Annotated in this window: 25 protein-coding genes and 1 pseudogene; 8 read left to right on the top strand and 18 right to left on the bottom strand. The window is 41.9% G+C overall.

All coding sequences use genetic code 11. From position 1 onward, the window contains the following. Nucleotides 1-64: 64 nt before the first annotated feature. Nucleotides 65-895, top strand: a complete 831-nt coding sequence (gene purU / locus IT970_RS03445) for a formyltetrahydrofolate deformylase (protein ID WP_074988871.1) — start codon at nucleotides 65-67, stop codon at nucleotides 893-895. Nucleotides 896-946: 51 nt separating this feature from the next. Here the strand turns inward: purU and IT970_RS03440 are convergent, their stop codons facing one another. Both IT970_RS03440 and acs read right to left on the bottom strand, forming a co-directional pair. After that, nucleotides 947-1,597, bottom strand: a complete 651-nt coding sequence (locus tag IT970_RS03440; protein WP_036970789.1) for a response regulator transcription factor — start codon at nucleotides 1,595-1,597, stop codon at nucleotides 947-949. A 96-nt stretch (nucleotides 1,598-1,693) separates the two neighbouring features. Continuing rightward, nucleotides 1,694-3,634: an acetate--CoA ligase gene (gene acs / locus IT970_RS03435; protein WP_180311371.1), complete on the bottom strand. Its 1,941-nt coding sequence runs from the start codon at nucleotides 3,632-3,634 to the stop codon at nucleotides 1,694-1,696. A gap of 271 nt (nucleotides 3,635-3,905) precedes the next feature. Between acs and IT970_RS03430 the strand changes: the two genes are divergently transcribed. Both IT970_RS03430 and IT970_RS03425 read left to right on the top strand, forming a co-directional pair. After that, nucleotides 3,906-5,075 (top strand): DcaP family trimeric outer membrane transporter, encoded by a 1,170-nt coding sequence (locus tag IT970_RS03430; RefSeq protein WP_036970793.1) that lies wholly within the window; start codon nucleotides 3,906-3,908, stop codon nucleotides 5,073-5,075. A 138-nt stretch (nucleotides 5,076-5,213) separates the two neighbouring features. Beyond that, nucleotides 5,214-7,337, top strand: a complete 2,124-nt coding sequence (locus IT970_RS03425; protein ID WP_036970794.1) for a TonB-dependent siderophore receptor — start codon at nucleotides 5,214-5,216, stop codon at nucleotides 7,335-7,337. Nucleotides 7,338-7,889: 552 nt separating this feature from the next. Here the strand turns inward: IT970_RS03425 and recA are convergent. Next, nucleotides 7,890-8,936 carry a recombinase RecA gene (gene recA / locus IT970_RS03420; RefSeq protein WP_036970796.1) on the bottom strand — a complete coding sequence of 349 codons (1,047 nt, stop codon included), beginning with the start codon at nucleotides 8,934-8,936 and terminating at the stop codon, nucleotides 7,890-7,892. A gap of 58 nt (nucleotides 8,937-8,994) precedes the next feature. After that, complete coding sequence (locus IT970_RS03415) at nucleotides 8,995-9,492, bottom strand: CinA family protein (RefSeq protein WP_180311369.1); 498 nt, start codon at nucleotides 9,490-9,492, stop codon at nucleotides 8,995-8,997. 21 nt (nucleotides 9,493-9,513) lie between these two features. On the opposite strand from IT970_RS03415, the gene mutS reads away from it, so the two are divergent. Next, a complete protein-coding gene (gene mutS / locus IT970_RS03410; protein WP_180311368.1) occupies nucleotides 9,514-12,084 on the top strand; it encodes a DNA mismatch repair protein MutS in 2,571 nt (856 codons plus the stop codon). A 95-nt stretch (nucleotides 12,085-12,179) separates the two neighbouring features. Here the strand turns inward: mutS and rpoS are convergent, their stop codons facing one another. The 11 genes from rpoS to IT970_RS03355 are packed head-to-tail and all read right to left on the bottom strand — an operon-like array spanning nucleotide 12,180 to nucleotide 19,752. After that, nucleotides 12,180-13,163, bottom strand: coding sequence for an RNA polymerase sigma factor RpoS (gene rpoS / locus IT970_RS03405; RefSeq protein ID WP_036970803.1), 984 nt, complete (start codon nucleotides 13,161-13,163; stop codon nucleotides 12,180-12,182). 57 nt (nucleotides 13,164-13,220) lie between these two features. Further along, nucleotides 13,221-14,045 (bottom strand): peptidoglycan DD-metalloendopeptidase family protein, encoded by an 825-nt coding sequence (locus IT970_RS03400; protein ID WP_036970808.1) that lies wholly within the window; start codon nucleotides 14,043-14,045, stop codon nucleotides 13,221-13,223. Nucleotides 14,046-14,086: 41 nt separating this feature from the next. After that, nucleotides 14,087-14,665 (bottom strand): YqaA family protein, encoded by a 579-nt coding sequence (locus IT970_RS03395; RefSeq protein WP_065978037.1) that lies wholly within the window; start codon nucleotides 14,663-14,665, stop codon nucleotides 14,087-14,089. 11 nt (nucleotides 14,666-14,676) lie between these two features. Beyond that, the gene (locus tag IT970_RS03390; RefSeq protein WP_036970812.1) at nucleotides 14,677-15,315 is read right to left on the bottom strand and encodes a protein-L-isoaspartate(D-aspartate) O-methyltransferase; all 639 of its coding nucleotides are present in this window, start codon (nucleotides 15,313-15,315) and stop codon (nucleotides 14,677-14,679) included. Then, complete coding sequence (gene surE / locus IT970_RS03385; protein ID WP_118844020.1) at nucleotides 15,305-16,069, bottom strand: 5'/3'-nucleotidase SurE; 765 nt, start codon at nucleotides 16,067-16,069, stop codon at nucleotides 15,305-15,307. Before surE ends, IT970_RS03390 begins: the two co-directional genes overlap by 11 nt. Further along, nucleotides 16,070-17,098 (bottom strand): tRNA pseudouridine(13) synthase TruD, encoded by a 1,029-nt coding sequence (truD, locus tag IT970_RS03380; protein WP_196857607.1) that lies wholly within the window; start codon nucleotides 17,096-17,098, stop codon nucleotides 16,070-16,072. Then, nucleotides 17,095-17,577 (bottom strand): 2-C-methyl-D-erythritol 2,4-cyclodiphosphate synthase, encoded by a 483-nt coding sequence (gene ispF, locus IT970_RS03375; protein WP_036970817.1) that lies wholly within the window; start codon nucleotides 17,575-17,577, stop codon nucleotides 17,095-17,097. The genes truD and ispF overlap by 4 nt, the downstream gene beginning before the upstream one ends. Then, a complete protein-coding gene (ispD, locus tag IT970_RS03370) occupies nucleotides 17,574-18,275 on the bottom strand; it encodes a 2-C-methyl-D-erythritol 4-phosphate cytidylyltransferase (protein ID WP_065978035.1) in 702 nt (233 codons plus the stop codon). Before ispD ends, ispF begins: the two co-directional genes overlap by 4 nt. Next, a complete protein-coding gene (ftsB, locus tag IT970_RS03365; RefSeq protein ID WP_036970819.1) occupies nucleotides 18,265-18,555 on the bottom strand; it encodes a cell division protein FtsB in 291 nt (96 codons plus the stop codon). The genes ispD and ftsB overlap by 11 nt, the downstream gene beginning before the upstream one ends. Nucleotides 18,556-18,577: 22 nt before the next feature. Next, complete coding sequence (locus tag IT970_RS03360) at nucleotides 18,578-19,210, bottom strand: hypothetical protein (protein WP_065978034.1); 633 nt, start codon at nucleotides 19,208-19,210, stop codon at nucleotides 18,578-18,580. A 59-nt stretch (nucleotides 19,211-19,269) separates the two neighbouring features. Then, a complete protein-coding gene (locus IT970_RS03355) occupies nucleotides 19,270-19,752 on the bottom strand; it encodes a DUF2947 domain-containing protein (protein WP_036970820.1) in 483 nt (160 codons plus the stop codon). A gap of 61 nt (nucleotides 19,753-19,813) precedes the next feature. Here IT970_RS03355 and IT970_RS03350 point away from each other — a divergent pair, with 61 nt between their 5' ends. Both IT970_RS03350 and IT970_RS03345 read left to right on the top strand, forming a co-directional pair. After that, complete coding sequence (locus IT970_RS03350; protein ID WP_065978071.1) at nucleotides 19,814-20,053, top strand: DUF1653 domain-containing protein; 240 nt, start codon at nucleotides 19,814-19,816, stop codon at nucleotides 20,051-20,053. A 52-nt stretch (nucleotides 20,054-20,105) separates the two neighbouring features. Continuing rightward, nucleotides 20,106-20,531, top strand: a pseudogene (locus tag IT970_RS03345) (AAA family ATPase); the annotation flags it as partial. Between the two features lie 236 nt (nucleotides 20,532-20,767). On the opposite strand, the gene IT970_RS03340 reads toward IT970_RS03345, so the two are convergent. Then, on the bottom strand, nucleotides 20,768-21,016 hold the full coding sequence (locus tag IT970_RS03340; RefSeq protein ID WP_196857606.1) for a hypothetical protein: 249 nt from the start codon (nucleotides 21,014-21,016) through the stop codon (nucleotides 20,768-20,770). Between the two features lie 236 nt (nucleotides 21,017-21,252). Here IT970_RS03340 and IT970_RS03335 point away from each other — a divergent pair, with 236 nt between their 5' ends. Both IT970_RS03335 and IT970_RS03330 read left to right on the top strand, forming a co-directional pair. Continuing rightward, on the top strand, nucleotides 21,253-21,891 hold the full coding sequence (locus tag IT970_RS03335) for a helix-turn-helix transcriptional regulator (protein WP_196857605.1): 639 nt from the start codon (nucleotides 21,253-21,255) through the stop codon (nucleotides 21,889-21,891). 302 nt (nucleotides 21,892-22,193) lie between these two features. Beyond that, entirely contained in the window at nucleotides 22,194-22,409 is a 216-nt protein-coding gene (locus IT970_RS03330; RefSeq protein ID WP_196857604.1) for a hypothetical protein, read from the top strand. Between the two features lie 367 nt (nucleotides 22,410-22,776). Here the strand turns inward: IT970_RS03330 and IT970_RS03325 are convergent, their stop codons facing one another. Continuing rightward, nucleotides 22,777-23,109, bottom strand: coding sequence for a DUF6488 family protein (locus tag IT970_RS03325; protein ID WP_126873588.1), 333 nt, complete (start codon nucleotides 23,107-23,109; stop codon nucleotides 22,777-22,779). 41 nt (nucleotides 23,110-23,150) lie between these two features. Beyond that, nucleotides 23,151-23,675 (bottom strand): hypothetical protein, encoded by a 525-nt coding sequence (locus tag IT970_RS03320; protein ID WP_126873590.1) that lies wholly within the window; start codon nucleotides 23,673-23,675, stop codon nucleotides 23,151-23,153. Between the last annotated feature and the right edge of the window lie 12 nt (nucleotides 23,676-23,687).

Genomic DNA, 23,687 nt, shown 5'->3' with positions numbered 1-23,687 from the left:
GCTATGCAGCGCTAAAAAATTAGCAAATAATAACGTTCACACAAATGGGATTAGAATGAGGACTATGAACACGATTTTAACAACACAATGCGATGATGATGTGGGTCTAATTGCCAAGATCACCGGTCTTTGTCATCAACATAATTTGAATATTACCCGTAATAACGAATTTGTAGACAAAGATGCCCAACGCTTTTTCATGCGCACCGAATTAAGCGGGGTTATTTCAGATGACTTTTTACCAAGTCTTGCTGAGCTACTTCCTGATGGCGCAGAGCTTGCCTTACACAGCAGCGAAAAAACCAAAGTCGTCTTATTGGCCACAAAAGAAGCGCATTGTTTAGGGGGAGTATTACTTAAACAATTTGAAAAAGCGTTGAATATAGAGGTATTAGCTGTAATTGCTAACTATGCAGACTTAGCGCCATTGGCAGCAGGTTTTGGCGTGCCGTTTCATGTAGTTTCACACGAAGGCTTAAGCCGTGCTGAGCATGACCAAAAAGTGGGTGATTTAATTGCCAGCTACCAGCCTGATATTATCGGCCTTGCCAAATACATGCGTATTTTAAGCCCTGAGTTTGTGGCACGCTTTGAAGGTAAAATTATTAATATTCACCATTCATTTTTACCTGCCTTTATTGGTGCAAAACCCTACCACCAAGCCTTTGAACGTGGGGTAAAAATCATTGGTGCAACCGCTCATTTTGTTAATAACGAACTCGATGAAGGGCCAATTATTTTGCAAGATGTGACGCATGTTAGTCATGCGGATACCGCAGAGATGATGGCAAAAATGGGTAAAGATGTTGAAAAAACAGTATTTTGCAAAGCCTTACAGTTGGCCTCTGAACATAAACTGTTTATAAACGGTAATCGAACCGTGGTGTTTGCTTAAGTAATGAATGAAGAGGCTGCTCGCCTCTTTATTATTTTTATTATCTAATGACTAGTTCGATTCAATAGGATCAAGTTGAAGTTTTGAGGCAATAAGCACGGCTTGAGTACGGTTGTATACGCCAAGTTTTCTGAAAATGGCCGTAATATGTGCTTTTACTGTCGCTTCAGAGATATGTAACTCATAAGCGATTTGCTTATTTAACAAACCTTCATGCAGGTACTGCAGCACTTTGTATTGTTGTGGGGTTAGTGATGCCACCTGAGCTGCAATTTCTTTGTCTTCGCCATCAACGGCTGCTACTTTATCTTTAAGCTCTGCTGGTAACCACACATCGCCTTCTAGAATATGATTAATCGCCATTGCGATATCATCCGATGATGATGATTTAGGAATAAATCCCATCGCACCGTATCCCATTACTTTCGACACAATATTTATGTCTTCACTCCCCGACACAACTGCAATCGGTAAGCTTGGGTAATCTTCGCGAATACGAATAAGGCCGTATAAATCGCCATTTCCTGGCATGTGAAGGTCTAGTAGTAAGATATCAAGATCTTCTTGTTCGCTTAGCACTTGCAATGTGGTATCGAAGTTTTCCGATTCAAATACTTCCAAATCCGTAAACTTAGTACTCAATGCCCCTTTCAGCGCTTCACGAAATAACGGATGATCATCCGCTATTAAAAACTGACTCATGGTTCACTCCTAATAAATTCGGCTGACACCTATTTCTAAGTGACAGCCGATATACTACGTTTAGAATCAACTTCTAATCAAGTTTTTAACGCGTTTTTAACGATTTAATCTATTCTCGATTAGCTCATCAACCACACTCGGATCGGCCAGTGTTGAAGTATCACCCAACTGTTGGTGCTCATTAGCGGCAATTTTACGTAAAATTCGACGCATAATCTTACCTGAACGTGTTTTTGGTAAACCTGGCGACCATTGAATCATATCTGGTGATGCAATAGGACTTAGCTCTTTACGAACCCAGTTACGCACTTCTGCGGTTAATTCATCGCTCACTGTGACGCCTTCATTTGGCGTGATATACACGTAAATACCTTGGCCTTTGATGTCGTGCGGGTAACCCACCACGGCAGCCTCAGCAACGGCTTCATGAGCAACTAAGGCACTTTCAATCTCAGCCGTACCTAAGCGGTGGCCCGATACATTCAGTACGTCATCAACACGCCCAGTGATCCAATAATAACCATCTTCATCACGGCGACAACCATCCCCCGTGAAATAAACACCAGGGTAAGCAGAGAAGTAAGTTTGTTCAAAACGCTCATGGTCACCATACACTGTACGAGCTTGTGAAGGCCAGCTATCTAAAATAACCAAGTTACCGTCAACCGCACCTTCAAGTGTATTGCCTTCTGCATCATAAAGCGCAGGTGCAATACCAAAGAATGGACGAGTTGCAGAACCAGGCTTCATGTCTGTTGCACCCGGCAATGGTGTGATCATGATGCCACCCGTTTCTGTTTGCCACCAAGTATCAACAATTGGGCAATTCTCATTACCGATATGCTCGTAGTACCATGCCCATGCTTCAGGGTTAATAGGTTCACCCACAGAGCCCATAATACGCAGACTTGTGCGTTTTGATGTCGCTGTTGGCTCATCACCTTTTGCCATCAACGCGCGAATAGCGGTTGGTGCAGTGTAAAGAATAGTGACATTGTGTTTGTCGATTACTTCACCCATACGACCTGCAGTTGGGTAAGTGGGTACACCTTCAAATACCACTTGTGTACAGCCGTTAACTAATGGGCCATACGCAATATAACTGTGACCCGTGATCCAACCAACATCAGCACTGCACCAGAAAATATCGTCTTCTTTTAAATCAAATACATATTCATGGGTCATTGATGCGTAAACAAGGTAGCCACCCGTAGTGTGAACAACACCCTTAGGCTGACCAGTAGAGCCCGATGTATAAAGAATGAAAAGTGGATCTTCAGCATTCATTGGCTCTGGTTCACAATCTGCCGGTAAATCTGCCACTAAATCATGCCACCATACGTCGTGACTGTTCCACTCTACTTCACCGCCAGTTAACTGGTGAACAATCACATGCTCAACTGTGGTTACTGAATCTTGTGATACCGCTTCATCAACATTTGCTTTTAATGGCACGCAGTTACCAGCGCGACGACCTTCATCAGATGTGATCACGACTTTTGCACCTGAGTCATTAATACGGTCAGCGATTGCTGATGGAGAAAAACCACCAAACACAACAGAGTGAATCGCGCCAATACGAGCACACGCTTGCATGGCATATACAGCCTGCGGAGTCATTGGCATATAAATCGCTACGCGGTCACCTTTTGCAACACCCAGCTTTTTAAGACCATTTGCTAATTTTGCAACTTCATCGTGCAATTGTTGGTAGGTAATATTTTCGCTTTGCTCTGGGTTGTCTCCTTCCCAGATAAGGGCTGTTTTGTTTGCTTTAGCAGCGAGATGACGGTCGATACAGTTATATGAGGCATTAAGTTGGCCATCTTCAAACCAACGAATATTGATATGGCCTTTGTCAAATGATGTGTTTTTAACTTTAGTATAAGGAGTTGACCAATCAAGACGCTTACCATGCTCTCGCCAAAATCCTTCAGGGTCATCGATAGATTGCTTGTACAGTGTATTATATTTATCGTTATCAACTAATGCGGCATTCTTGATATGCGCGGGAACTGGATAGATACTTTGTGACATTGTTGTCGTCTCCATTTTAATTACTTGCCTTCGGCCTGCTTCAAGGATCACTCAGCAACGCCCCTTAAAGTATTAGACCTTAGTTGTATATCTCGCCAAATAGCTAAAAACTTCGTAATAGCCACCTATAATCTACTCCAATATATTGATGTAAGCGATTTATCGCTATGTAACACCTTAGTCTAATAGACCAATAGATAATTGAGAGAAGTCATTTCTTAAACAACAGTGATACAACAACACACAAATAGCTTCAACAGGAATAGACATTATGACAACAACAAAAATAACCGCTTTAAAGACCCTCACGGCATCGGCCGTGTTATGCGCACTAACAGGCACTGCAAGTGCTGCCACTTTAGGTAATACCGATATCACTTATGGCGGTTATGTAAAGCTAGATGCGATGTGGAGTGACTATTCATCAGGTGTTCCAGATGGTACCAGCATTGGTCGTGATTTTTATGTACCGAGTACAACTCCCGTGGGACCTGACGTTGACAGCGATGCAGTCTTTGATATGCATGCCCGCCAATCGCGTTTTAATTTTGGCACTGCAACAAAGTTAGACAATGGTAAAACTGTTAACACTAAAATCGAAATTGACTTTTTAGCCTCCGCACCGGGTGGTAATGAACGTGTTACCAACTCCTATGCTCCGCGTATTCGCCAAGCTTTTATCACGTATGATGGCTGGTTATTTGGTCAAGCGTGGTCAAACTTTCAAAACGTAGGCGCACTGCCAGAAACGCTAGACTTCGTAGGCCCTGCAGAAGGGACCGTTTTTGCCCGCCAATCACAAATTCGTTACTCAACGGGCAACTGGTCGTTCTCTGTTGAAAACCCAGAAAGTACAATTACGACCCAAGGTGGCGCACGCGTTGCAACGGATGATGCATCTTTACCTGATTTTACCGCGCGTTATGCTCATAAAGCAGACTGGGGTGAATTAGTTTTTACAGGTTTAGCGCGTCAACTAACCTATAAAAAGAATGGCGTCGATGCAGACGAAACATCCTTTGGTATTAGTGCATCGGGTAAAGTTAATTTTGGTCAAAACAACCTCAAATTCATGCTGACACAAGGTTCAGGCTTAGGTCGATATGTTGGTTTAAACGTAGCGCACGGTGCAGTACTTAATGGTGATGAACTAGATGCCATCGACTCAACTTCAGGCTTCATTGGTTATCAACAACACTGGAATAGTCAGTGGCGTTCAACTTTCCTTTATTCATTTTTCTCAGCTGATAACAACACAGATCTGTTAGCTATTTCGGGTGATCCGACTAAAACAAGTCAAAGCTACAGCGCGAATATTTTATACTCGCCAGTAAAGAAACTCACATTTGGTGTTGAACTGAAACATGCTGAACGAGAATTAGAAAGTGGCGCTGATGGTGATATGGACCGCCTTCAATTTTCTGCAAAATACGTTTTTTAAGTATAAAAATAGTTTTACTTCCTGAGCGGCTCCGGCCGCTTTTTTTATTAAAGCCCAAAAAAGCAAATTGCAAATCATTTTCATTTAGATTAAATTACGCATTAATTTAAATCATCATTGAACTATTTGGAAATTTGCATGTCATCAACTAAATTTTTGCGCTTGTCACAATTAAGCATAGTGACTTCAGCTCTTCTTAGTGGCTACGCTTTAGCAGAACAACCAAAAGAAGAACCTGCGATCGAAAAAATTGCTGTCTACGGTCAACATCACAAAAACTATATTACCGAACAAGCTCAATCAGCGACCAAATTGGGCTTAACCATAAAAGAAACACCTCAGTCTATCTCTGTTGTTTCTCGTGCGTTGATGGATGACTTCTCACTTGATGATTTAAACTCAGTACTTGAAAGCACCCCGGGTGTGACTGTTGAGCAAATTGAAACCGATCGCACCTACTTTAAAGCTCGCGGCTTTGAAATTACCAACTTTCAAGTTAATGGCATGGGTTTACCCCAAGATAATGGCTCTATTCAAGGCACACTTGATACCTCTATATACGATAGTGTCGAAATTGTTCGTGGTGCTAATGGCTTAATGACTGGTGCTGGTAATCCATCGGCAACGGTCAACATGGTATTAAAACGCCCAACATATCAAACACAGGTCAATGCATCAGTGTCATATGGCTCATGGGATAATAAACGTCTTGAACTTGACGCATCAACGGCTATCAACGATAACCACGCAGTGCGTGCCGTATTTACAAAGCATAAAACAGACTCTTATCTTGATCGCTACGAGCAAGATAAAACAATTTATTACTTAGCATATGAAGGCCAACTGACTAACAGCACAGTCGTAACAGCTAACTATGTTAAACAAAATAAAGACGCAGACAGCCCTCTTTGGGGGGCGTTACCACTTTATTATAGCGATGGTACTGCGACTAACTTCGATGTATCAACTAGCACTGCATCCGATTGGTCATACTGGAACAACACCACCGAGCAGTTATTTTTATCCATTGAGCAAGCAATCACTAATACTTGGTTTTTAAAAGCCAGCTATGCACACTTAGAAAATGAGCAAGACTCTGAGCTTTTCTATGTTTATGGCACGCCTGATAGAGAAACAGGTTTAGGCTTAACAGGTTACGCAAGTGAATACGATCATAAAGATAAGCACGACATTTTAGATATCTATGCAACGGGTAAATTTAATTTATTTGGTATGGAGCATGACCTATCGTTTGGTGTTAACCAAGCAGACATGGATTATAATGATAAATCTCTTTATGACCGCACCACAGGCAATGGTTTCCCTAAAATGCCTGAACTGGGTGGTTGGGACGGAGTTGCACCAATTCCAACACTCACTGATGGTTTAACAGGAGCAGATCTGACTAGCCGTCAACGTTCAGCTTATATTTCAACACGCATTAGAGCCACCGATTCACTTAGCTTCTTAGCAGGTGTCAGCCAAGTAAATTGGGAAACTGAAGGTGAGTCATACGGGAAAGCGAAAGATAAAGACAGCGATCAAACCGTGCCCTACTACGGTGTTGTTTATGATATCAACGAGCGCTTTTCAACTTATGCAAGCTACACAGAAACATTTGTGCCGCAAACTGAGCGTGACATAAATGGTGACTATCTCAACCCTATTACTGGTAAAAGTAGTGAAGTGGGTTTAAAAGCACAATTACTTGATGACAACCTGTTTGTCACTGTTGCCTACTTTGATGCAGAGCAAGTGGGTCTTGCTGTAGCAGTACCAGGATCCTTACCGGATGATACACGCTACTATGGCGCAGACGGCATTAATAGCGATGGTTTTGAACTAGAACTTAGCGGTCAAATCAATGAAACATTGAGTGCAAGTTTTAGCTATAGCAACTTAAACATCGATGGTGATGAGCTGGTAAAAGACTACACGCCAGAAAATCAATTTAAACTTGCGCTAACTCACAAAGTGCCTGAAGTTGATGGCTTAACCTTTGGCCTAAATTACCAATGGCAAGACGATACGCAGCGCGTACAGGTTCGCGATGCTGATACTAATGCACCGCAAATAACTACTCAGCAAGATGCCTATGGTTTATTAAGCTTAATGGCCACTTACGATATTAACGACAATGTTAGTGTTAACTTAAATATTAATAACGTCACCAACGAAAAGTACCTTCATAGCCTATTCTGGGCACAAGGTTACTATGGTGCGCCACGTAGCTATGCTGTTTCATTCAACTGGCAGCTTTAATGAGTGCCAAGTTTGAAACGATAAGCTCTAAACTTTAAGAATTTAAAAGCCGCACACTGTGCGGCTTTTATGTATCGACTCGTTGCAGCTGGTTTATCCCGCGTTTACAGATTGAATCCCTTTTATCCCCTTACCTTAATCCCTTAAATTGTTCACTTATAGCATTACGCTTAATTAAGTGGTCTATTTTGAGGCAATAAAACCGCGTTGATAACAAGGCAAAAATTTAGTTATTTAGTTATTTAGTTATTTAGTTATTTAGTTATTTAGTTATTTAGTTATTTAGTTATTCTAAATCAGAAATTTTTAACGTAGGTAGCGACTGGTTTAATCACTCAAAAGGATTAAGTATTTTTGCAAAATGGTATTAATTAAGTGAACTGGTATAGGCCCGCCCCTGTAAAATCGCCGCAACACCCAGCGCAACTTTTCACCTATAAAAACGGCTCAGTGCGACTATTATTCACCCATAAAAAAACCGCTAACTAAGTAGCGGTCTTTTTGTGTTAAGGGCGGGTCAAATCACGCTTAACAATACACTGTAAAGGTGTTTTATAGCTCGTCTTCAGCTATCAGGCCAACATCTACACCGTCTTCAGGCTTAATAGTTGCTTGAAGTAATAGCATTTCACGTAACTTACCTTCAATCTCATCTGCGATCTCTGGGTTGTCTTTTAAGAACTTAATTGAATTTGCTTTACCTTGGCCTACTTTATTACCGTTGTAGCTATACCAAGCACCTGACTTTTCAACAATCTTATGTTTAACACCTAAGTCAATTAATTCACCGTGTTTAGAGATACCTTCACCATACATAATGATGAACTCAGCTTGTTTAAACGGGGGTGCAACTTTGTTTTTAACAATTTTAACGCGGGTTTCGTTACCCACAACTTCATCACCCTCTTTCACCGAACCAATACGACGAATATCAATACGTACCGATGCGTAGAATTTAAGTGCGTTACCACCCGTTGTTGTTTCTGGGTTACCAAACATGACACCTATTTTCATACGGATTTGGTTGATGAAAATACACAAGGTGTTCGAGCGCTTAATATTACCCGTTAATTTACGAAGGGCTTGCGACATTAAACGAGCTTGAAGACCCATGTGTGAGTCACCCATGTCGCCTTCAATTTCAGCCTTTGGTGTTAATGCAGCAACCGAGTCAACAATAACCACGTCAACCGCACTTGAACGAACAAGCATGTCACAGATTTCTAATGCTTGCTCACCAGTATCAGGCTGAGAAACAAGTAACTCATCAATGTTTACACCTAGCTTTTGTGCGTATACAGGATCGAGAGCATGCTCAGCATCAACGAATGCACACGTTTTGCCTTGCTTCTGAGCTTCAGCGATAACTTGTAGCGTTAGCGTTGTTTTACCTGATGATTCAGGGCCGTATACTTCAACGATACGTCCTGCTGGTAAACCACCTATACCTAATGCGATATCAATCCCCAGTGAACCTGTTGAGATAGCTTCAATATCAAGGGCTTTGTTGTCGCCCAATTTCATAATTGAACCTTTACCAAATTGACGTTCAATTTGTGATAAAGCAGCGTCCAACGCTTTTTGTTTGTTATCGTTCATTCTGTTCTCCAAATCCGGCTAATGCAGACAGTATACTGTATGAAATCACAGTATCAAGCTAATTTTCTGATTTTATTATCTCGATAACTTTTTCTATTGAATAAACAATAGCTTGAGCTCTAACACTGGCTCTATCACCGGTAAAAACATGTTTGCTTGGGTAATTTTTTCCTGCAAAATGCACGCAAAACCACACCAAACCAACCGGTTTATCCCGGGTTGCCCCACCGGGGCCCGCAATACCCGAAATAGCAATCGCAATATCAGCCTTTGCAGCCTTCGCAACACCTGACGCCATTTCTAAAACAGTTTGCTCACTGACAGCGCCAAAGTTCTGTAAAGTCTCGTTACTCACACCAATTAATTCATGCTTTGCTTGGTTGCTGTATGTAACAAAAGCACGGTCAATATAATGAGAACTTCCTGGTGTATCTGTTAGCGCATAACTCACGCCCCCACCCGTGCACGATTCAGCGGTAGTGATCCATAAGCGTTTATCCGTTAAAATAGCTCCTAATTTCGCAGCAAGTGTTTTAATCTCTTGATGTAATTCCATATTCAGCCTTTGGGTAAATACATGTCGTTTGATCTTTATGCTCCACACACTATAAAACAACAAACACCGATGATGCAGCAGTATCTAAAAATAAAAGCCGAGCATCGCGATATTTTATTGTTTTATCGTATGGGTGATTTTTACGAACTCTTTTTTGATGATGCTAAACGTGCAGCTCAACTTCTTGATATTTCTCAAACTCATCGCGGTAAAGCCGGTGGCGATCCTATTCCAATGGCCGGCGTACCTTATCACGCAGTAGAAAATTACCTAGCACGCCTTGTACAAATGGGTGAATCGGTTGCTATTTGCGAACAAATAGGCGACCCAGCAACCAGCAAAGGTCCGGTAGAGCGAAAAGTCGTGCGCATTGTAACACCCGGTACTATTTCCGATGAAGCCTTACTGCAAGAGCGCCAAGATAACTTACTCACAAGTGTGTGGCAAAATAAACACGGTGTTTACGGCATTGCCTACCTCGATATTAACTCAGGCCGTTTTAATGTACTTGAAGTGAATACTGACGAAGCATTTAGCTCAACACTGCAACGCCTTGCGCCAGCAGAACTGCTTTACAGTGAAACGTTTGCCAATATTCACTTAATCGAACATATTAAAGGGGCTCGCCGTCGCCCAGAATGGGAGTTCGATTTAGACACCGCACAACACCTCTTATGCGATCAATTTGGCACCAAAGATCTAGTTGGCTTTGGGGTTGATAAAGCCCATTGCGCTCTGATTGCCGCGGGCTGTTTAATGCAATATGTAAAAGACACTCAACGCATTGCTCTGCCACATATTCGCGCCATTACCCTTGAGCAAAACGAACACGCAGTGATCTTAGATGCTGCAACCCGTAAAAACTTAGAGCTCACGGTTAACCTCTCTGGAGGCTATGAAAACACCTTGGCACAGGTGCTTGATAAAACCGCTACAGCAATGGGGTCTCGTTTATTAAAACGCCGAATTCATACCCCTGTGCGCAGTAAAGATGAGCTTAACTCACGCCTAAATGCGATTAGTGCGATCATCGATGCTCAACTGTGCGGCGAACTGCACGAATCATTAAAACAAATTGGTGATATTGAGCGAGTTATCGCGCGCCTTGCATTGTGCACAGCCAGACCTCGTGACTTAACGCGTTTACGTAGTGCATTACAAGCGCTGGCACCACTGCATGAGCTACTTAATGATGCCAGCGATCCACGCATTAACCAGATCATCGCACAGTCACAAGAATTACCAGCGCTGCAAGATCTCCTAGAACGCGCAGTCATTGAAACACCACCGGTACTTATTCGTGATGGGGGAGTTATTGCCCCAGGCTATAATAGTGAGTTAGATGAATGGCGTGCGCTTAGCCAAGGCGCAACCGATATCCTTGAAAAACTGGAAGAGCGCGAGCGTGAACGCACAGGCATCAGCACCTTAAAAATTGGCTACAATAAGGTGCATGGCTTCTTCATTGAAGTTAGCCGTGCTAATTCACACTTAGTTCCTGCTGATTATATTCGTCGTCAAACATTAAAAAATAACGAACGCTATATCATTCCTGAGCTAAAAGAGCATGAAGACAAAGTACTCGGTAGCCAATCAAAGGCGTTGGCTCTCGAAAAACAACTTTATGAACAACTATTTGAATTTATAGCACCGCATATTGAGCAGCTACAAACGATGGCTGCAGTACTGGCTGATTTAGACGTTCTTAATAATTTAGCTGAACGTGCGCAAGCGCTCAACTACGCCAAACCAACACTGTGTGATAACGACAATATAAGCATAAAGCAAGGGCGTCATCCCGTTGTTGAGCAAGTAATGAAAGACCCCTTTATTGCCAACCCTGTCGAGTTAAGCAACGACCGTAAGATGTTGATCATCACAGGGCCAAACATGGGGGGTAAATCAACCTATATGCGTCAAACTGCGTTAATTGTACTCATGGCACATATTGGGTCTTATGTCCCTGCTGACAGCGCAGAAATTGGCAATATTGACCGCATTTTTACGCGTATTGGCGCAAGTGATGATTTAGCATCAGGGCGTTCAACCTTTATGGTTGAAATGACAGAGACAGCGACCATTTTAAACAATGCCACGGCGCAATCTTTGGTCTTGATGGATGAAATAGGACGCGGTACTTCGACCTATGATGGCCTGTCTCTCGCCTATGCTACGGCCGATTATTTAGCCTCAAAAATTGCCGCAAAAACCTTATTCGCCACCCATTATTTTGAGCTAACTGAACTGGCCGAGCAGCAGCAAGGATTGGTTAATGTTCACCTAGATGCGATTGAGCATAACGACACTATTGCCTTTATGCATACCGTGCTTGAAGGTGCAGCAAGTAAAAGCTTTGGTTTACAAGTTGCCGCGCTTGCCGGTGTACCAAAAGCCGTTATTCAGCAAGCAAAGCAAAAACTAAAAATGCTTGAAAATCATCAGCCTGTTACAGCCCCTGTGCAACAACAGCAAGCACTGGCGTTTGACAATGAACCCTCTGAACTTGAGCTAACTTTACAGCAGCTCGACCCAGACAGTTTAACACCAAGACAAGCACACCAGCTGTTATACCAATTAAAAGATTTACTTTAATTGCGTGCATAAAAAAAGCTGACAGTATGTCAGCTTTTTTGTGTGTTCTAGAGACCCGAAGGCCTCATACCTGAGTCAGGTATATTGTTGTCAACTCAAGTAAATTGGTCAAACAGGCTATCTGTACTTAAGCCTTCGTGTTGCAAAATATCTTTTAAACGACGTAATGCTTCCACTTGAATTTGTCTTACACGTTCACGCGTTAAGCCAATTTCACGACCGACATCTTCAAGCGTTGAAGGCTCGTAGCCAAGTAAACCGAAACGACGTGCTAGTACTTCGCGTTGTTTTGGGTTTAATTCACCAAGCCAATCAACAATGTGTTTGTTGATGTCATTATTTTGTACTTCGCCCTCAGGACCAGAGCCTTTTTCGTCAGCAATGATATCGAGTAAGGCTTTGTCGTTTTCGCCTCCAATTGGCGTATCAACCGACGTGATTTTTTCGTTTAAACGTAGCATTTTAGTCACGTCTTCAACGGGTTTGTCCAGACACTCTGCAATTTCTTCTGCGGTTGGTTCGTGGTCAAGTTTTTGTGTTAGTTCGCGAGCTGTTCTTAGATAAACATTCAGTTCTTTTACAACATGAATAGGTAAACGAATTGTTCGTGTTTGATTCATTATGGCACGTTCAATCGTTTGACGGATCCACCAGGTTGCATAAGTTGAAAAACGAAAACCACGTTCTGGGTCAAATTTTTCAACAGCGCGAATCAGGCCAAGGTTACCTTCTTCGATAAGATCTAGCAGCGCAAGACCTCGGTTGTTATAGCGGCGAGCAATTTTCACCACTAAACGTAAATTACTTTCTATCATTCGTTTGCGAGAGGCTTCACAGCCTTTCAATGCTTTACGCGCAAAAAATACTTCTTCTTCTGCACTTAAAAGAGGAGAAAAACCAATTTCACCCAGGTATAACTGTGTCGCGTCTAGGTTTTTGACGACTTCGTCTTTTGTAAAAATTTCATCATCGTTGTCGACTTCTTCGAGTAACTCAGATGAATCATCTTCAACCATCGTGTCATCAAATTTATCATCAACTGTTTCAGTTGTTTTCTCAAGTTTTGCTGTGTGACCCATAAGCGTCCTCCCGAGCAAATATGTGATTGAGCTAAATCACTTTATCAATACCTTTGGCTAAGGTAGATACTTAGCAGGATTGACTGCTTGACCTCGGTAACGAATTTCAAATCTTAAAGCCGTAACCGACGAATCTGAACTGCCAATTTCTGCTATTTTCTGCCCCGCCTTTACTTCCTGTTTTTCCTTTACAAGCAACTTTGAGTTGTGTGCATAAGCACTTAGGTAATCATCATTATGTTTCAGTATGATTAAATTACCGTAGCCCCTCAATGCGTTACCCGCGTATACCACAGTTCCTTGTGCAGCAGCTAAAACAGATGCCCCCTGTTTATTAGCGATTTGTAACCCTTTATAGCCATTTTCTTTTGTAGAGAAACGGCGCGTGACCTTACCCTTAGCGGGCCAGCTCCATATGACTTTTGTATTAGGATTACTATTTTTTGCACTAACTTTCTTGTTGGCTTGTTTTTGAACATACTCTCGTTGTTTTGGCTGATCAAGCTCTTTTTTTAATTTTTTGTTATTTTTTTGTATCAAAACAGTAGACTTTTTACTCGAATTCGTATATTTTTTCGTCTTTTTTTGTTTTTGTGCCGATTTTGTGAGCAAAATGCGTTGCCCAGGATAAATCGTATAAGGTGCTGGAATATCGTTTAATTTTGCTAAAGTACGAAAGTCTTTTTGAGCACTAAACGCGATTGAGTATAAAGTATCGCCTTTGTTAACCTTGTAACTTGAGCCAGAAATATTAACTTTGCGGGTAATTTGTTTTGTATGATTATCTAAACTACTAACAGGAGCGGGAGCATTACGGGAGGAGCAACCAAAGAGCAAAATACTAATAAACAAAGTAACATACACTGCTAACTGTCTGTTCATCGTAAAATGCTCCTTATAATACTAACTGTGAGTTTTAGGGGTTATCGTAGTAAAAAGTACGCAACAACAACTAAAATAACTAATCCCCAGCCAAGCGCTTCAACATATTGACGTAATTTTTGCTCCATTTTCACGCCCCCCCACTTCATTAAAGCCGACACTAAAAAGAACCGAGCCCCACGTCCAATTGCAGACGCAATTAAGAAAGGTAAAAATGCCATCTGCATTAAGCCTGCCCCAATAGTAAAAACTTTATAAGGGATAGGCGAAAACCCAGCAAGAAATACAACCCACACGCCGTATGTTTCAAACCAGCCTAGCGCAGTATCAAACTTTGCTTGCCAGCCCATTTGAGCAATTAGCGGCTCAACGACGGGCTCAAATAGCCAAAAGCCAAGCAAGTAACCTAAAATACCACCAATAACAGACGCAATAGTAGTAAAGCTGGCAAATCGCCATGCTTTATCTGGCTGAGCGAGTGACATAGGAGCTAACATCACATCTGGCGGAACAGGGAAAAAAACAGATTCAGCAAAGCTCATCCCTGCTAAATAACGCTCTGCGTGACGATGCTTAGCCCACACAAGCGCCATATCATATAACTTAGTAAACAACTTCAAAGTGTAACGTCCTATTCAATATCACCAGGTACTAAAGGTACAAATCGTACTGGTGCAACTTTATGTTCTGTGAATGTGTCGCCATTTCTGACAACCATCATTAATTGCTGATCTTGCTCGCCCACGGGGGCTATCATCACACCGCCATCAGCAAGTTGTGCTAGTAACCCTTGCGGCATCGTTGCTGCCGCAGCAGTCACGATAATCCCTTCAAATGGTGCTTGCGATTGCCACCCTTGCCATCCATCACCATGTTTCATCGTTACATTGTATAAATCAAGCTTATGTAAACGGCGCTTTGCTTGCCACTGCAACGCTTTAATGCGTTCAACTGAACACACTTTAGTGAACGTTTTTGCAAGAATCGCGGTTTGATACCCTGATCCCGTGCCAATTTCAAGTACCTTATCGCGTACTCCTGCAAGTCGCAGTAACTCTGTCATTCGCGCAACGATATAAGGCTGCGAAATTGTTTGCCCTTGACCAATAGGTAAAGCGGTATTCTGATACGCTTTATGCTGTAAAACATCATCAACAAACACATGCCGCGGGGTCGTCGCAATCGCCTCAAGTACAGCGGCATCTTCTACGCCATCCCGCTTTAATAATTCAGCCAATGCCAACGCACTGCGATTATAATTAGTCAGCACTATTAATCTCCATCTTCGCTAACCAGCTATCGACGGCTTGAAGACTCTCCTTCGCTGTCATATCAACACTTAACGGTGTTACTGAGGCATACCCATTATTAATGGCGTAAAAGTCAGTCCCTTCTCCTGCGTCACTTTCAGCGCCGAGCGTGCCATACCAAAAAATATCACGCCCCCACGGGTCTTGTTGTTTGGTCATGGTTTCAGCTTTATGACGTGCGCCAAGGCGTGTTACTTTTACTCCTTTGAGTTCTGAAAGAGGAATATCTGGCACATTTAAGTTAATGATCTGATCTTTCGGTAGAGGGTGTGATGCAAGCTCTTTAATGATACCGACAGCCACTGCTGCTGCCGTTTCAAAATGATTCCCTTCTTTAGAACAGAGTGAGACAGCGATCGCTGGCAGCCCTAAGTGGCGGCCTTCGGTTGCGGCTGCAACCGTACCAGAATAGAGCGTGTCATCACCTAAGTTAGCCCCATGATTAATACCAGCCACAACTAAGTCAGGCTGCTCATCGGTTAGCTCATTCACGCCAAGGTGAACACAATCCGTGGGGGTGCCATTAATAGAAATAAAGCCATTATCTAACATGGTCGCACGTAACGGGTTCATTAAGGTTAATGAATTGCTGGCGCCACTGCAGTTACGGTCAGGGGCAACCAGCGTCACATCGGCAATTTGCGTTAACGCATGATATAAAACGGCAATCCCTTTTGCATGCACTCCATCATCATTGCTTAATAAGATTTTCATTTACGCATCCTTTTGTTTTTGTTCTCTTGGGCTGGCGTCTTTATAGTCCACCAGCTCTCGCAAAAGCGCGGTTGCAAAGCAGCCTTTTGGTAAACCAAAACTCAGTTTTACCGTTGTCTCATCAAGTGTTTCAACAGTTAAAGACTCGGGAATTAAGCGCAGCATTCTGCGCTCATTCTTAAGCCCAAGCTCAGCTAATCCCTCTATCCAAGACTGATAAGGGAGCAACCATTGCTTTTCGGTTTCGGTTAAGCCTTTTTCGCCTTTGCCCACCATTGGTGCCGACATAACAATATCGCCAGAGGCTAAACGTGCAATATTGTCATCGCTTATATTGTCTTCAAAAAAGGCATTACTGCCGCTAAGCATAAACACTTCGCGGTGCATGGTTTTCGCAAGACCATGCTCAGCTACACGCATACTTACTATTTCATTGAACACATAAGAACGGGCCGCTGAAATCACTAAACCACGCAGCTTTTTATCGCGAATACGCTCTCCTGCAAACATCCGTTTAGCCATTTCAAGGTTATGCCCTCCATGACCAAATCGCTGTTCGCCAAAGTAATTTGGCACCCCAGCACGCATTGCATTAATACGACACAAAATATCTAAAGGCTCGGTCACATTACGCAGGGTAATCGTAAATCGATTGCCCTTGTGGCAGCCTGTTCTTAATTTACGGTTGTGGCGCTGCTGCGCGATAATAAAGAATTGCTCGTTATTCAGTTCACTAAATTCAATGTGCTTTTTAATCGGCACAGGCACACTAAACCATTGTGTACAAACACCGTGGCGATCTTTTAAACCCGCATAGCTTACATCACGCGGTGATACGCCCGCTTTTTCGGCAATTCGCTTGGCTATAAACTGGGTGTTTTCACCTTTTTTGACGACCTGCAAGCACACATGCTCGCCGCTGCCAGTGAATTCAATACCGAGGTCTTCGTCAACCATAAAGTCTTCAGCAAACGTTTTAAAGTCGGCTTTTGATAGTGGTTTTCCGTATAAATAATTCAATTCACTCATGAATTTTGTTTACTCATAATAACCACTGCGTGGCTTGAAATGCCCTCTTTACGACCTTCAAAGCCCAGCTTTTCGGTGGTAGTGGCTTTCACATTCACTTGCGAAATATCGGCTTCTAAATCAGCAGCTAAATTTTTACGCATGGCTTGAATATGAGGCAGCATTTTTGGTGCTTGAGCTACAATGGTTACATCTGCATTGCCAAGTTCATAGCCTTGCTCTTTTGCAAGCTTAACCACATGACGCAATAATATACGGCTGTCGATGTTTTCGTATTCACTCGCAGTATCTGGGAAGTGCTTACCAATGTCGCCCATTGCCAGTGATCCTAATATAGCATCACATAATGCATGAATAGCCACATCGCCATCTGAATGCGCTAAAAAACCTTGTGGGTAATCAATTTTTTCACCACAAATAACCAACGGGCCTTCGCCGCCAAATTTGTGAACATCAAAGCCATGGCCAATTCGAATCATGGGGTTCTCTCGTTTTGTTGTTTTTGCAGTAGAAACGCTGCTAAATCTAAATCTTCTGGGGTGGTTATTTTAATGTTGTCACTGCGCCCAGCGACTAATTTTACTGGCTGCTTTGCCCACTCAATCGCCGAAGCTTCATCGGTGATAGTCACGCCGTTCTCTAGGGCATTTGAAAGTGCATCTACAAGCGCCTGATAAGGGAAAAATTGAGGGGTAAGCGCCTGCCATAAATCATCACGTGGCACAGTTTGCTCACTATGAGTATGGCCGCGTTTAATAGTATCTTTGACTTTAGAGGCTAAAATACCGCCCTCGTTAGCTGCTAGGCACTCATCGACCAAACGAGTTATATCGCTTAAACACACTAACGGTCTTGCTGCATCATGCACCAGTACCCAGTCTGGCGGGTTATCAGCAAGTGACAGCAAAGCATTAAGGACTGAGTCGGCACGCTCTGTGCCGCCCGACACTCGTTCTATGCGGCTATCGATTTGAGGTATCACGTCAAAGTAACCATCGTCGTCACTTATTGCTACTTTTATCGTGTGAATAAAATCTAATTCAGCAAGCTTGCTAAGGGTATGCTCTAAAATGGTTTTACCCGCCAGTTCGATATACTGTTTTGGCGCAGAATGTTGCATTCGGCTGCCAACACCGGCTGCGGGAACTATTGCAGTGATTTTCTGTTTAGTTTTCATTTTGTTGTTGGCCTGGCAATACACGAATAAACGTTTCACCAGGTTTAATCATTCCTAATTCATTACGCGCACGTTCTTCTATGCCTTCTTGGCCGAGTTTTAAATCTTTAATATCGGCTTTGAGCACTTTGTTACGTTTTAATAATTTAGCATTTGTATCTTGATGAGAGGCGACCGCTTGTTTTAGACGAGTGTAATCCTGCACACCATTATGGCCAAACCATAAACGATACTGGATAAATAAAGCCAAACATAACAAGGCGAATTGAAACACCCGCATTGAACACTCCTTCGCGGTTAAATTAAGTCAAAGGGCGTTTTAAATTACGCCAATTTATATTGCTTGCTAGTAGCATTTCTCTTAATGACAAACGCTTAGGTGTAATCCGTTTATTAAGTTGCCATTGATGGCCACAACAGGCTGCTGCCATCACTGCTTTTGACGGTTTTAATAACTGCGCTGGCGCGTGTTCTAATGACTCACCGGATAACGTAAACCAACCAAGCTCATTACAATGTACCTTATTGTCGCTTACTTGATCTAAGCTGTCTATGCGCACGGTGGTACATTGCCCGTCATTAATTAGCACGGGGACAATTAACCCACGCTTAGCATATTGACTATAAAAGTCTTCTGATGCACTTTTGCTATATACAGGCGGCGTAGTTTTTTGTTTTTCGAGCCAGCTGCCATTTTGTGAATCAAGCTGTAAAGGCGCATCACCACTGACTATCCGTATTGCTAGTCGCTCTATGTAATAAGGCAAACTTGCCAATAAGCGTCTAAGCCTTGCCGCATCAGGTTCATCGACCAAACGCGGGATTTCTCGAGCATAAAACGCATTACATAACTGTGCATACAAAGCCCGTTCGGCATCAGTTTGCCAAATTTCGGCTTGTGGCGACGGTTCGCTCTGTGGATTAGAAATAGACAATGCCCGCTCTTATAAAACAATTGCTTGACTGTTTTATAGCATAGAGCGTTAATTGAGCGCTACTTTACTGCGCCTTTTTTACCCAGTTTAGCATTACCCGTTTCTAAAAACTGCACAACTGCATCGCGTTTTTTGCCCATTAACAAACTGCCATCGGCTAAAAACATAAAGTTTTGCCAGCAACGTTTAAACACTGCAAAGCTAGTTTCAATAATATTGTCGCGCGCCATACAAAAATACACGGTGGTGTTGGCTTCCCAATCAAGGTGCGCCAAGATTGCCTCGGGGAGTTGTTCTTCACCAGCTTCCCACGCATTTTCCCAATTAATGGTTTCGGTAAAGCTGTCTTCTTTGCCACACCAATCTGTTTTATCGAAAAAATCTGGGTGATCATGCTCGCGGCTCACCATGGTAGACCAAAGTACAGCGGCACGTTCACTGGTCATTGGTTTGATTTGCTGCGCATCTGCTGCGTTAATTGGCATGTCTTTATGGCGAAAAACCCATGCTTTTTTGTATTCATCTAACGAAATATAATTCATAGTGTTGACAGTTTATTTAGCATTAAAAAGTGCAAAACGTAATTATACAAGAGATCAAAACATGACTACAGCAATAAAACCTCATCCTCTAAAATCAGGCATATACCAGCATTACAAAGGCCCAAAATACAAAGTAGAGTATGTCGCCACTCACAGTGAAACCGAAGAGCCACTCGTTATTTACCAAGCACTGTATGGTGAGTTTGGTATGTGGGCACGCCCACTCAGCATGTTTTTAGAAACCGTTGAGGTAAACGGCAAAACAGTCCCACGCTTTGCATACCTTTCAGACGCAGAATAACTATGGCATCATAGCATTATTAATCACTGCTCAGACCAGATAAGGTGACATCGTGCTTTTTAATTCAACCGACAACTACATTGCCAGTAACTCATTAAAACAAGCGGTTAACGCAGCCATCTTGCTCGAAAAACCTCTGCTTATAAAAGGGGAGCCCGGCACAGGTAAAACCATGTTAGCCGAGGAGCTTGCAAAAAGCTTAGACACCACGCTTATTCAATGGCATATCAAATCGACCACCAAAGCACAGCAAGGCCTATACGAATATGATGCAGTGTCACGGTTGCGCGACAGCCAGTTAGGTGATGAGCGCGTTCACGACATTAGTAACTACATTGTAAAAGGTAAATTATGGCAAGCCTTCACCTATGGAGAGCAACATAATAAACGCCCCGTATTGCTGATTGACGAAATCGACAAAGCCGATATCGAGTTTCCAAACGACTTATTGTTAGAACTCGATAAAATGGAGTTTCATTAAAGAATAAAACCTAATTTCATAATATTTATGATGGGTGAGTGAGTGAACTCTTTTAATTTCAATGGAGTGAGGTTACAAAAGAAATATTACACTATAACAATTAATATACTATTTGAGTTTTTTCTCCCTAATACTAGAAAGTTTTATTATACATTGACGGAATACTCCCTCGGCTAATTCGAGCTATGACTCAGCTTATAGCTGAACGTCAGGTTAGGCGTTACAGTACCCAATTAGCGAATGCCGTCTTCATTAGATTTACCAAGTCCTTTCATTAATACATCAAACATCAATCCAGCAAAGCTTTTTGCCAATGTTCCAAGCACAGACTCAGGATCTTGCTCAAAAATGGCTATGAATGTGTTTGAGCGTACATAACGCTTATTTTCATGCATAAGCATAGCGTTATCAGGTGCTATTTTTTTGTAAAGCGCGAGATCACAAGTGCAAGAAGCTAGGCCAGTGCCAAACTGCTGGATCAAGTCAGCACTTACTATTTGACCAAAAAATTCAAGGCTAAAGTCAATAAAAGCGAGGCGTTAACGTTGTGCATGGTTTAGATTTTCAAGCTGCATACTTTAATAAAACCAATTTTAAATCAAAGTACAGTAGCTTAAACTGTGAAAAGGAGCAATCAAAGTGATGTAATCATTTTGATTATTTTATGGTTGATGGTGTAGGCTTAAGTGACTGTTGACTAGAAAAAGGCATACCCGTTATGGTTGAAGCTGTCATAAGGTTTGAAATTAATAATGACTCTCTAACGTTAGATGATATTGACAACTGTCTCTTCGAGGCGGGGTTTGATGATGCAATTGTAAGCCACTCAGGAGGTGGGACAATTGCAATCGAATTAAGTAGAGATATGACTAGCTACGATAAGTTGGTCGAATCAGTCGTTGCCACGGTCATGAGCGTTATCCCTAGTGCAAAAGTAATCCAGGCTTCGAGTAGCAGTTGGCAGACAAGTCAAGGGCGATATTCAAACCCGTTTAAACTATGTAATCTTGGTAACCCTGGTGTAAGTGTGACGACTTCCAGAAGTCGCAGCCAAAAAAAACTTGAATACATTGCTGAAATTGACGACAGTGATATTGTCGATATTCCTGACGACAAAGAGATGCTTCACCCAGCAAGATACTTCGAGAATTTATTTTTCCACAAGCTGAAAGCTCAGGGGCTTAATAATAAAAACCTCAACAAGATGCTAGACCTATCGATGGAACAATTCGACGACTTTGTTAAGGAGAACATAAGCGTAACAGTTACTTTGGCTAAACGACTTGAGGCGTTAACCGGAATGCCTTGCGACTTTTGGTTGCGCGCACAAAATAAATTTGATAATTCGCGTAAATAAGATTGCTTGTGATCAGAATGAAGGCTTCATTTCAATATTGAGATCAAAATGAAGCCTTATTTTAAATATTCGAGTTTATCATCAAGGCTTCATTTTAGTATTGAGATCAGAATGAAGGCTTATTTCAATATTCGAGTTTATCATCAAGGCTTCATTTTAGTATTGAGATCAAAATGAATGCTTATTTCAATATTCGAGTTTATCATCTAGGCTATATTTAAGTATTGAGATCAGAATGAAGCCTTTTTCTAATATCCTTAAACAGAGTCAAGACTATTTAAATACCATACGCAGGTTGATATATGATTGTGACAGTAGGTAAAAATGGGGCTATTCCACTTCCTGACAATAAGGAATGTAATTTAAATATCGGTGATATTCTATTATGTAAGCTTACTGAAGATAAACGCTCAATTGAACTTGAAAAATTTTCAGATCAATCTTTAAATGATGAACAAATAAAAGCAAACGGCTATTTAGCTCGCGTGGAGCCACTAAATCCTGATGACTACAAGTAAGCTATTTGACTGAAATGATTTCTTCGTTAACTTACTCTATGATTGCTGAAAGCAAGTCTTCTTGTATCATAAAGAAGGCTTAATTCTAATATCGGCGATCAGAATGAAGGCTTAATTCTAATATCGGCGATCAGAATGAAGCCTTGATGCTAGTAAAATTTAGATGTAGTAATTTAGATGCAGTAACTAATACTCAATCTTGCATATTCACTGGTTAGTCAAGATTAAATCGTCCAGTCGGACTTCTGGTATCGTAACTCACAATTGGACAGAAATGAGTTAGAGCCGACCAGTGGCTCTGTGCCAAAAGCGGACTTGGTACAAAAACAAAGGCACCTCATGTATCAAAAGGTGCCTTCTTATTTTGTTAAAAGTTGTTTTTATTTTTAACCGCTATAACTTGACCATTTTTTGCAATTTGGAAGTAAAGCTTATCTTCGTTGCTAGCATTAGATGCACTAACTACGTAGAAATTGTCTTCAACGCTAGCAATCGAAAGTTGCGACTTATCAATATTTTTCCATGACTCATCTAACTTACCAACTTCAAAACCAGCGTCTTTAAATGTCATCTTTTGAATATGTGTTGCAGCGATGCTAACAGCTTTCTGACCGCTGATGACACCATGATCTCCATGTGCCTGTACATTACTAGTTAGCAAGGCACCACAAAGCGCAACGATTGATATTAGTTTGTTCATTTTAGTCTCCATTTTGTATGAAATTCGTAAAGTTAAATTCGTTATTGTTTAAGGCCAATAACTTCGTATTGCCCTTTGACCATTAGCTGTATTGAAACTGGCTTGTCTGATTTGTTTTTCCAGTACCAGCCATGAGAGCCTTCAAATGGCGTGGTATAACTACCTTTCATTTCATTAGTAGTAGCAATAACATAGCTTTCAAAATATCCCGTTGTGTCACCTTCTGGCTCACCATGTAAATCGAAGTACAATGGAACACCATCGGTTAACCATTCATAAGTCATTTTTTCATGCTGCTTCATATAAAATTTATATTCGATGCCGCGTCCCGCAGGGACTGTCACTTCTATTGTTTGAAACTCATCCGTGCCTTTAGTTGTCTCTAATGACGTTGTTTCCACTTCAGCCGCTTGTGCAAGTGCTGTTAAACCTAACTTGTTTCCAATACCTGTCGGATCGATGTTGTACTCTGCTGGTAAGATAAAGGTAACCAGTGCAATAGCCGCGACAACGACTGCTGAAATACTCGCTTTAACGAGTGTTTTGGTACTAACTGTATGTTGCATAAAATTCTCTTT

Source organism: Pseudoalteromonas sp. A41-2 (assembly GCF_015767615.1).
GTDB lineage: Bacteria > Pseudomonadota > Gammaproteobacteria > Enterobacterales > Alteromonadaceae > Pseudoalteromonas > Pseudoalteromonas lipolytica.
Note: the sequence above shows the minus strand (reverse complement) of the source record. Positions and strands in the feature narration are given on the sequence as shown.

What these genes read in the sequence shown, in the direction of transcription:
- purU (WP_074988871.1), top strand. Translation starts at nt 65, where the DNA reads ATGAACACGATTTTAACAACACAATGCGATGATGATGTGGGTCTAATT.
- IT970_RS03440 (WP_036970789.1), bottom strand. Translation starts at nt 1,597, where the DNA reads ATGAGTCAGTTTTTAATAGCGGATGATCATCCGTTATTTCGTGAAGCG.
- acs (WP_180311371.1), bottom strand. Translation starts at nt 3,634, where the DNA reads ATGTCACAAAGTATCTATCCAGTTCCCGCGCATATCAAGAATGCCGCA.
- IT970_RS03430 (WP_036970793.1), top strand. Translation starts at nt 3,906, where the DNA reads ATGACAACAACAAAAATAACCGCTTTAAAGACCCTCACGGCATCGGCC.
- IT970_RS03425 (WP_036970794.1), top strand. Translation starts at nt 5,214, where the DNA reads ATGTCATCAACTAAATTTTTGCGCTTGTCACAATTAAGCATAGTGACT.
- recA (WP_036970796.1), bottom strand. Translation starts at nt 8,936, where the DNA reads ATGAACGATAACAAACAAAAAGCGTTGGACGCTGCTTTATCACAAATT.
- IT970_RS03415 (WP_180311369.1), bottom strand. Translation starts at nt 9,492, where the DNA reads ATGGAATTACATCAAGAGATTAAAACACTTGCTGCGAAATTAGGAGCT.
- mutS (WP_180311368.1), top strand. Translation starts at nt 9,514, where the DNA reads ATGTCGTTTGATCTTTATGCTCCACACACTATAAAACAACAAACACCG.
- rpoS (WP_036970803.1), bottom strand. Translation starts at nt 13,163, where the DNA reads ATGGGTCACACAGCAAAACTTGAGAAAACAACTGAAACAGTTGATGAT.
- IT970_RS03400 (WP_036970808.1), bottom strand. Translation starts at nt 14,045, where the DNA reads ATGAACAGACAGTTAGCAGTGTATGTTACTTTGTTTATTAGTATTTTG.
- surE (WP_118844020.1), bottom strand. Translation starts at nt 16,069, where the DNA reads ATGAAAATCTTATTAAGCAATGATGATGGAGTGCATGCAAAAGGGATT.
- truD (WP_196857607.1), bottom strand. Translation starts at nt 17,098, where the DNA reads ATGAGTGAATTGAATTATTTATACGGAAAACCACTATCAAAAGCCGAC.
- ispF (WP_036970817.1), bottom strand. Translation starts at nt 17,577, where the DNA reads ATGATTCGAATTGGCCATGGCTTTGATGTTCACAAATTTGGCGGCGAA.
- ispD (WP_065978035.1), bottom strand. Translation starts at nt 18,275, where the DNA reads ATGAAAACTAAACAGAAAATCACTGCAATAGTTCCCGCAGCCGGTGTT.
- ftsB (WP_036970819.1), bottom strand. Translation starts at nt 18,555, where the DNA reads ATGCGGGTGTTTCAATTCGCCTTGTTATGTTTGGCTTTATTTATCCAG.
- IT970_RS03355 (WP_036970820.1), bottom strand. Translation starts at nt 19,752, where the DNA reads ATGAATTATATTTCGTTAGATGAATACAAAAAAGCATGGGTTTTTCGC.
- IT970_RS03350 (WP_065978071.1), top strand. Translation starts at nt 19,814, where the DNA reads ATGACTACAGCAATAAAACCTCATCCTCTAAAATCAGGCATATACCAG.
- IT970_RS03335 (WP_196857605.1), top strand. Translation starts at nt 21,253, where the DNA reads ATGGTTGAAGCTGTCATAAGGTTTGAAATTAATAATGACTCTCTAACG.
- IT970_RS03330 (WP_196857604.1), top strand. Translation starts at nt 22,194, where the DNA reads ATGATTGTGACAGTAGGTAAAAATGGGGCTATTCCACTTCCTGACAAT.
- IT970_RS03325 (WP_126873588.1), bottom strand. Translation starts at nt 23,109, where the DNA reads ATGAACAAACTAATATCAATCGTTGCGCTTTGTGGTGCCTTGCTAACT.
- IT970_RS03320 (WP_126873590.1), bottom strand. Translation starts at nt 23,675, where the DNA reads ATGCAACATACAGTTAGTACCAAAACACTCGTTAAAGCGAGTATTTCA.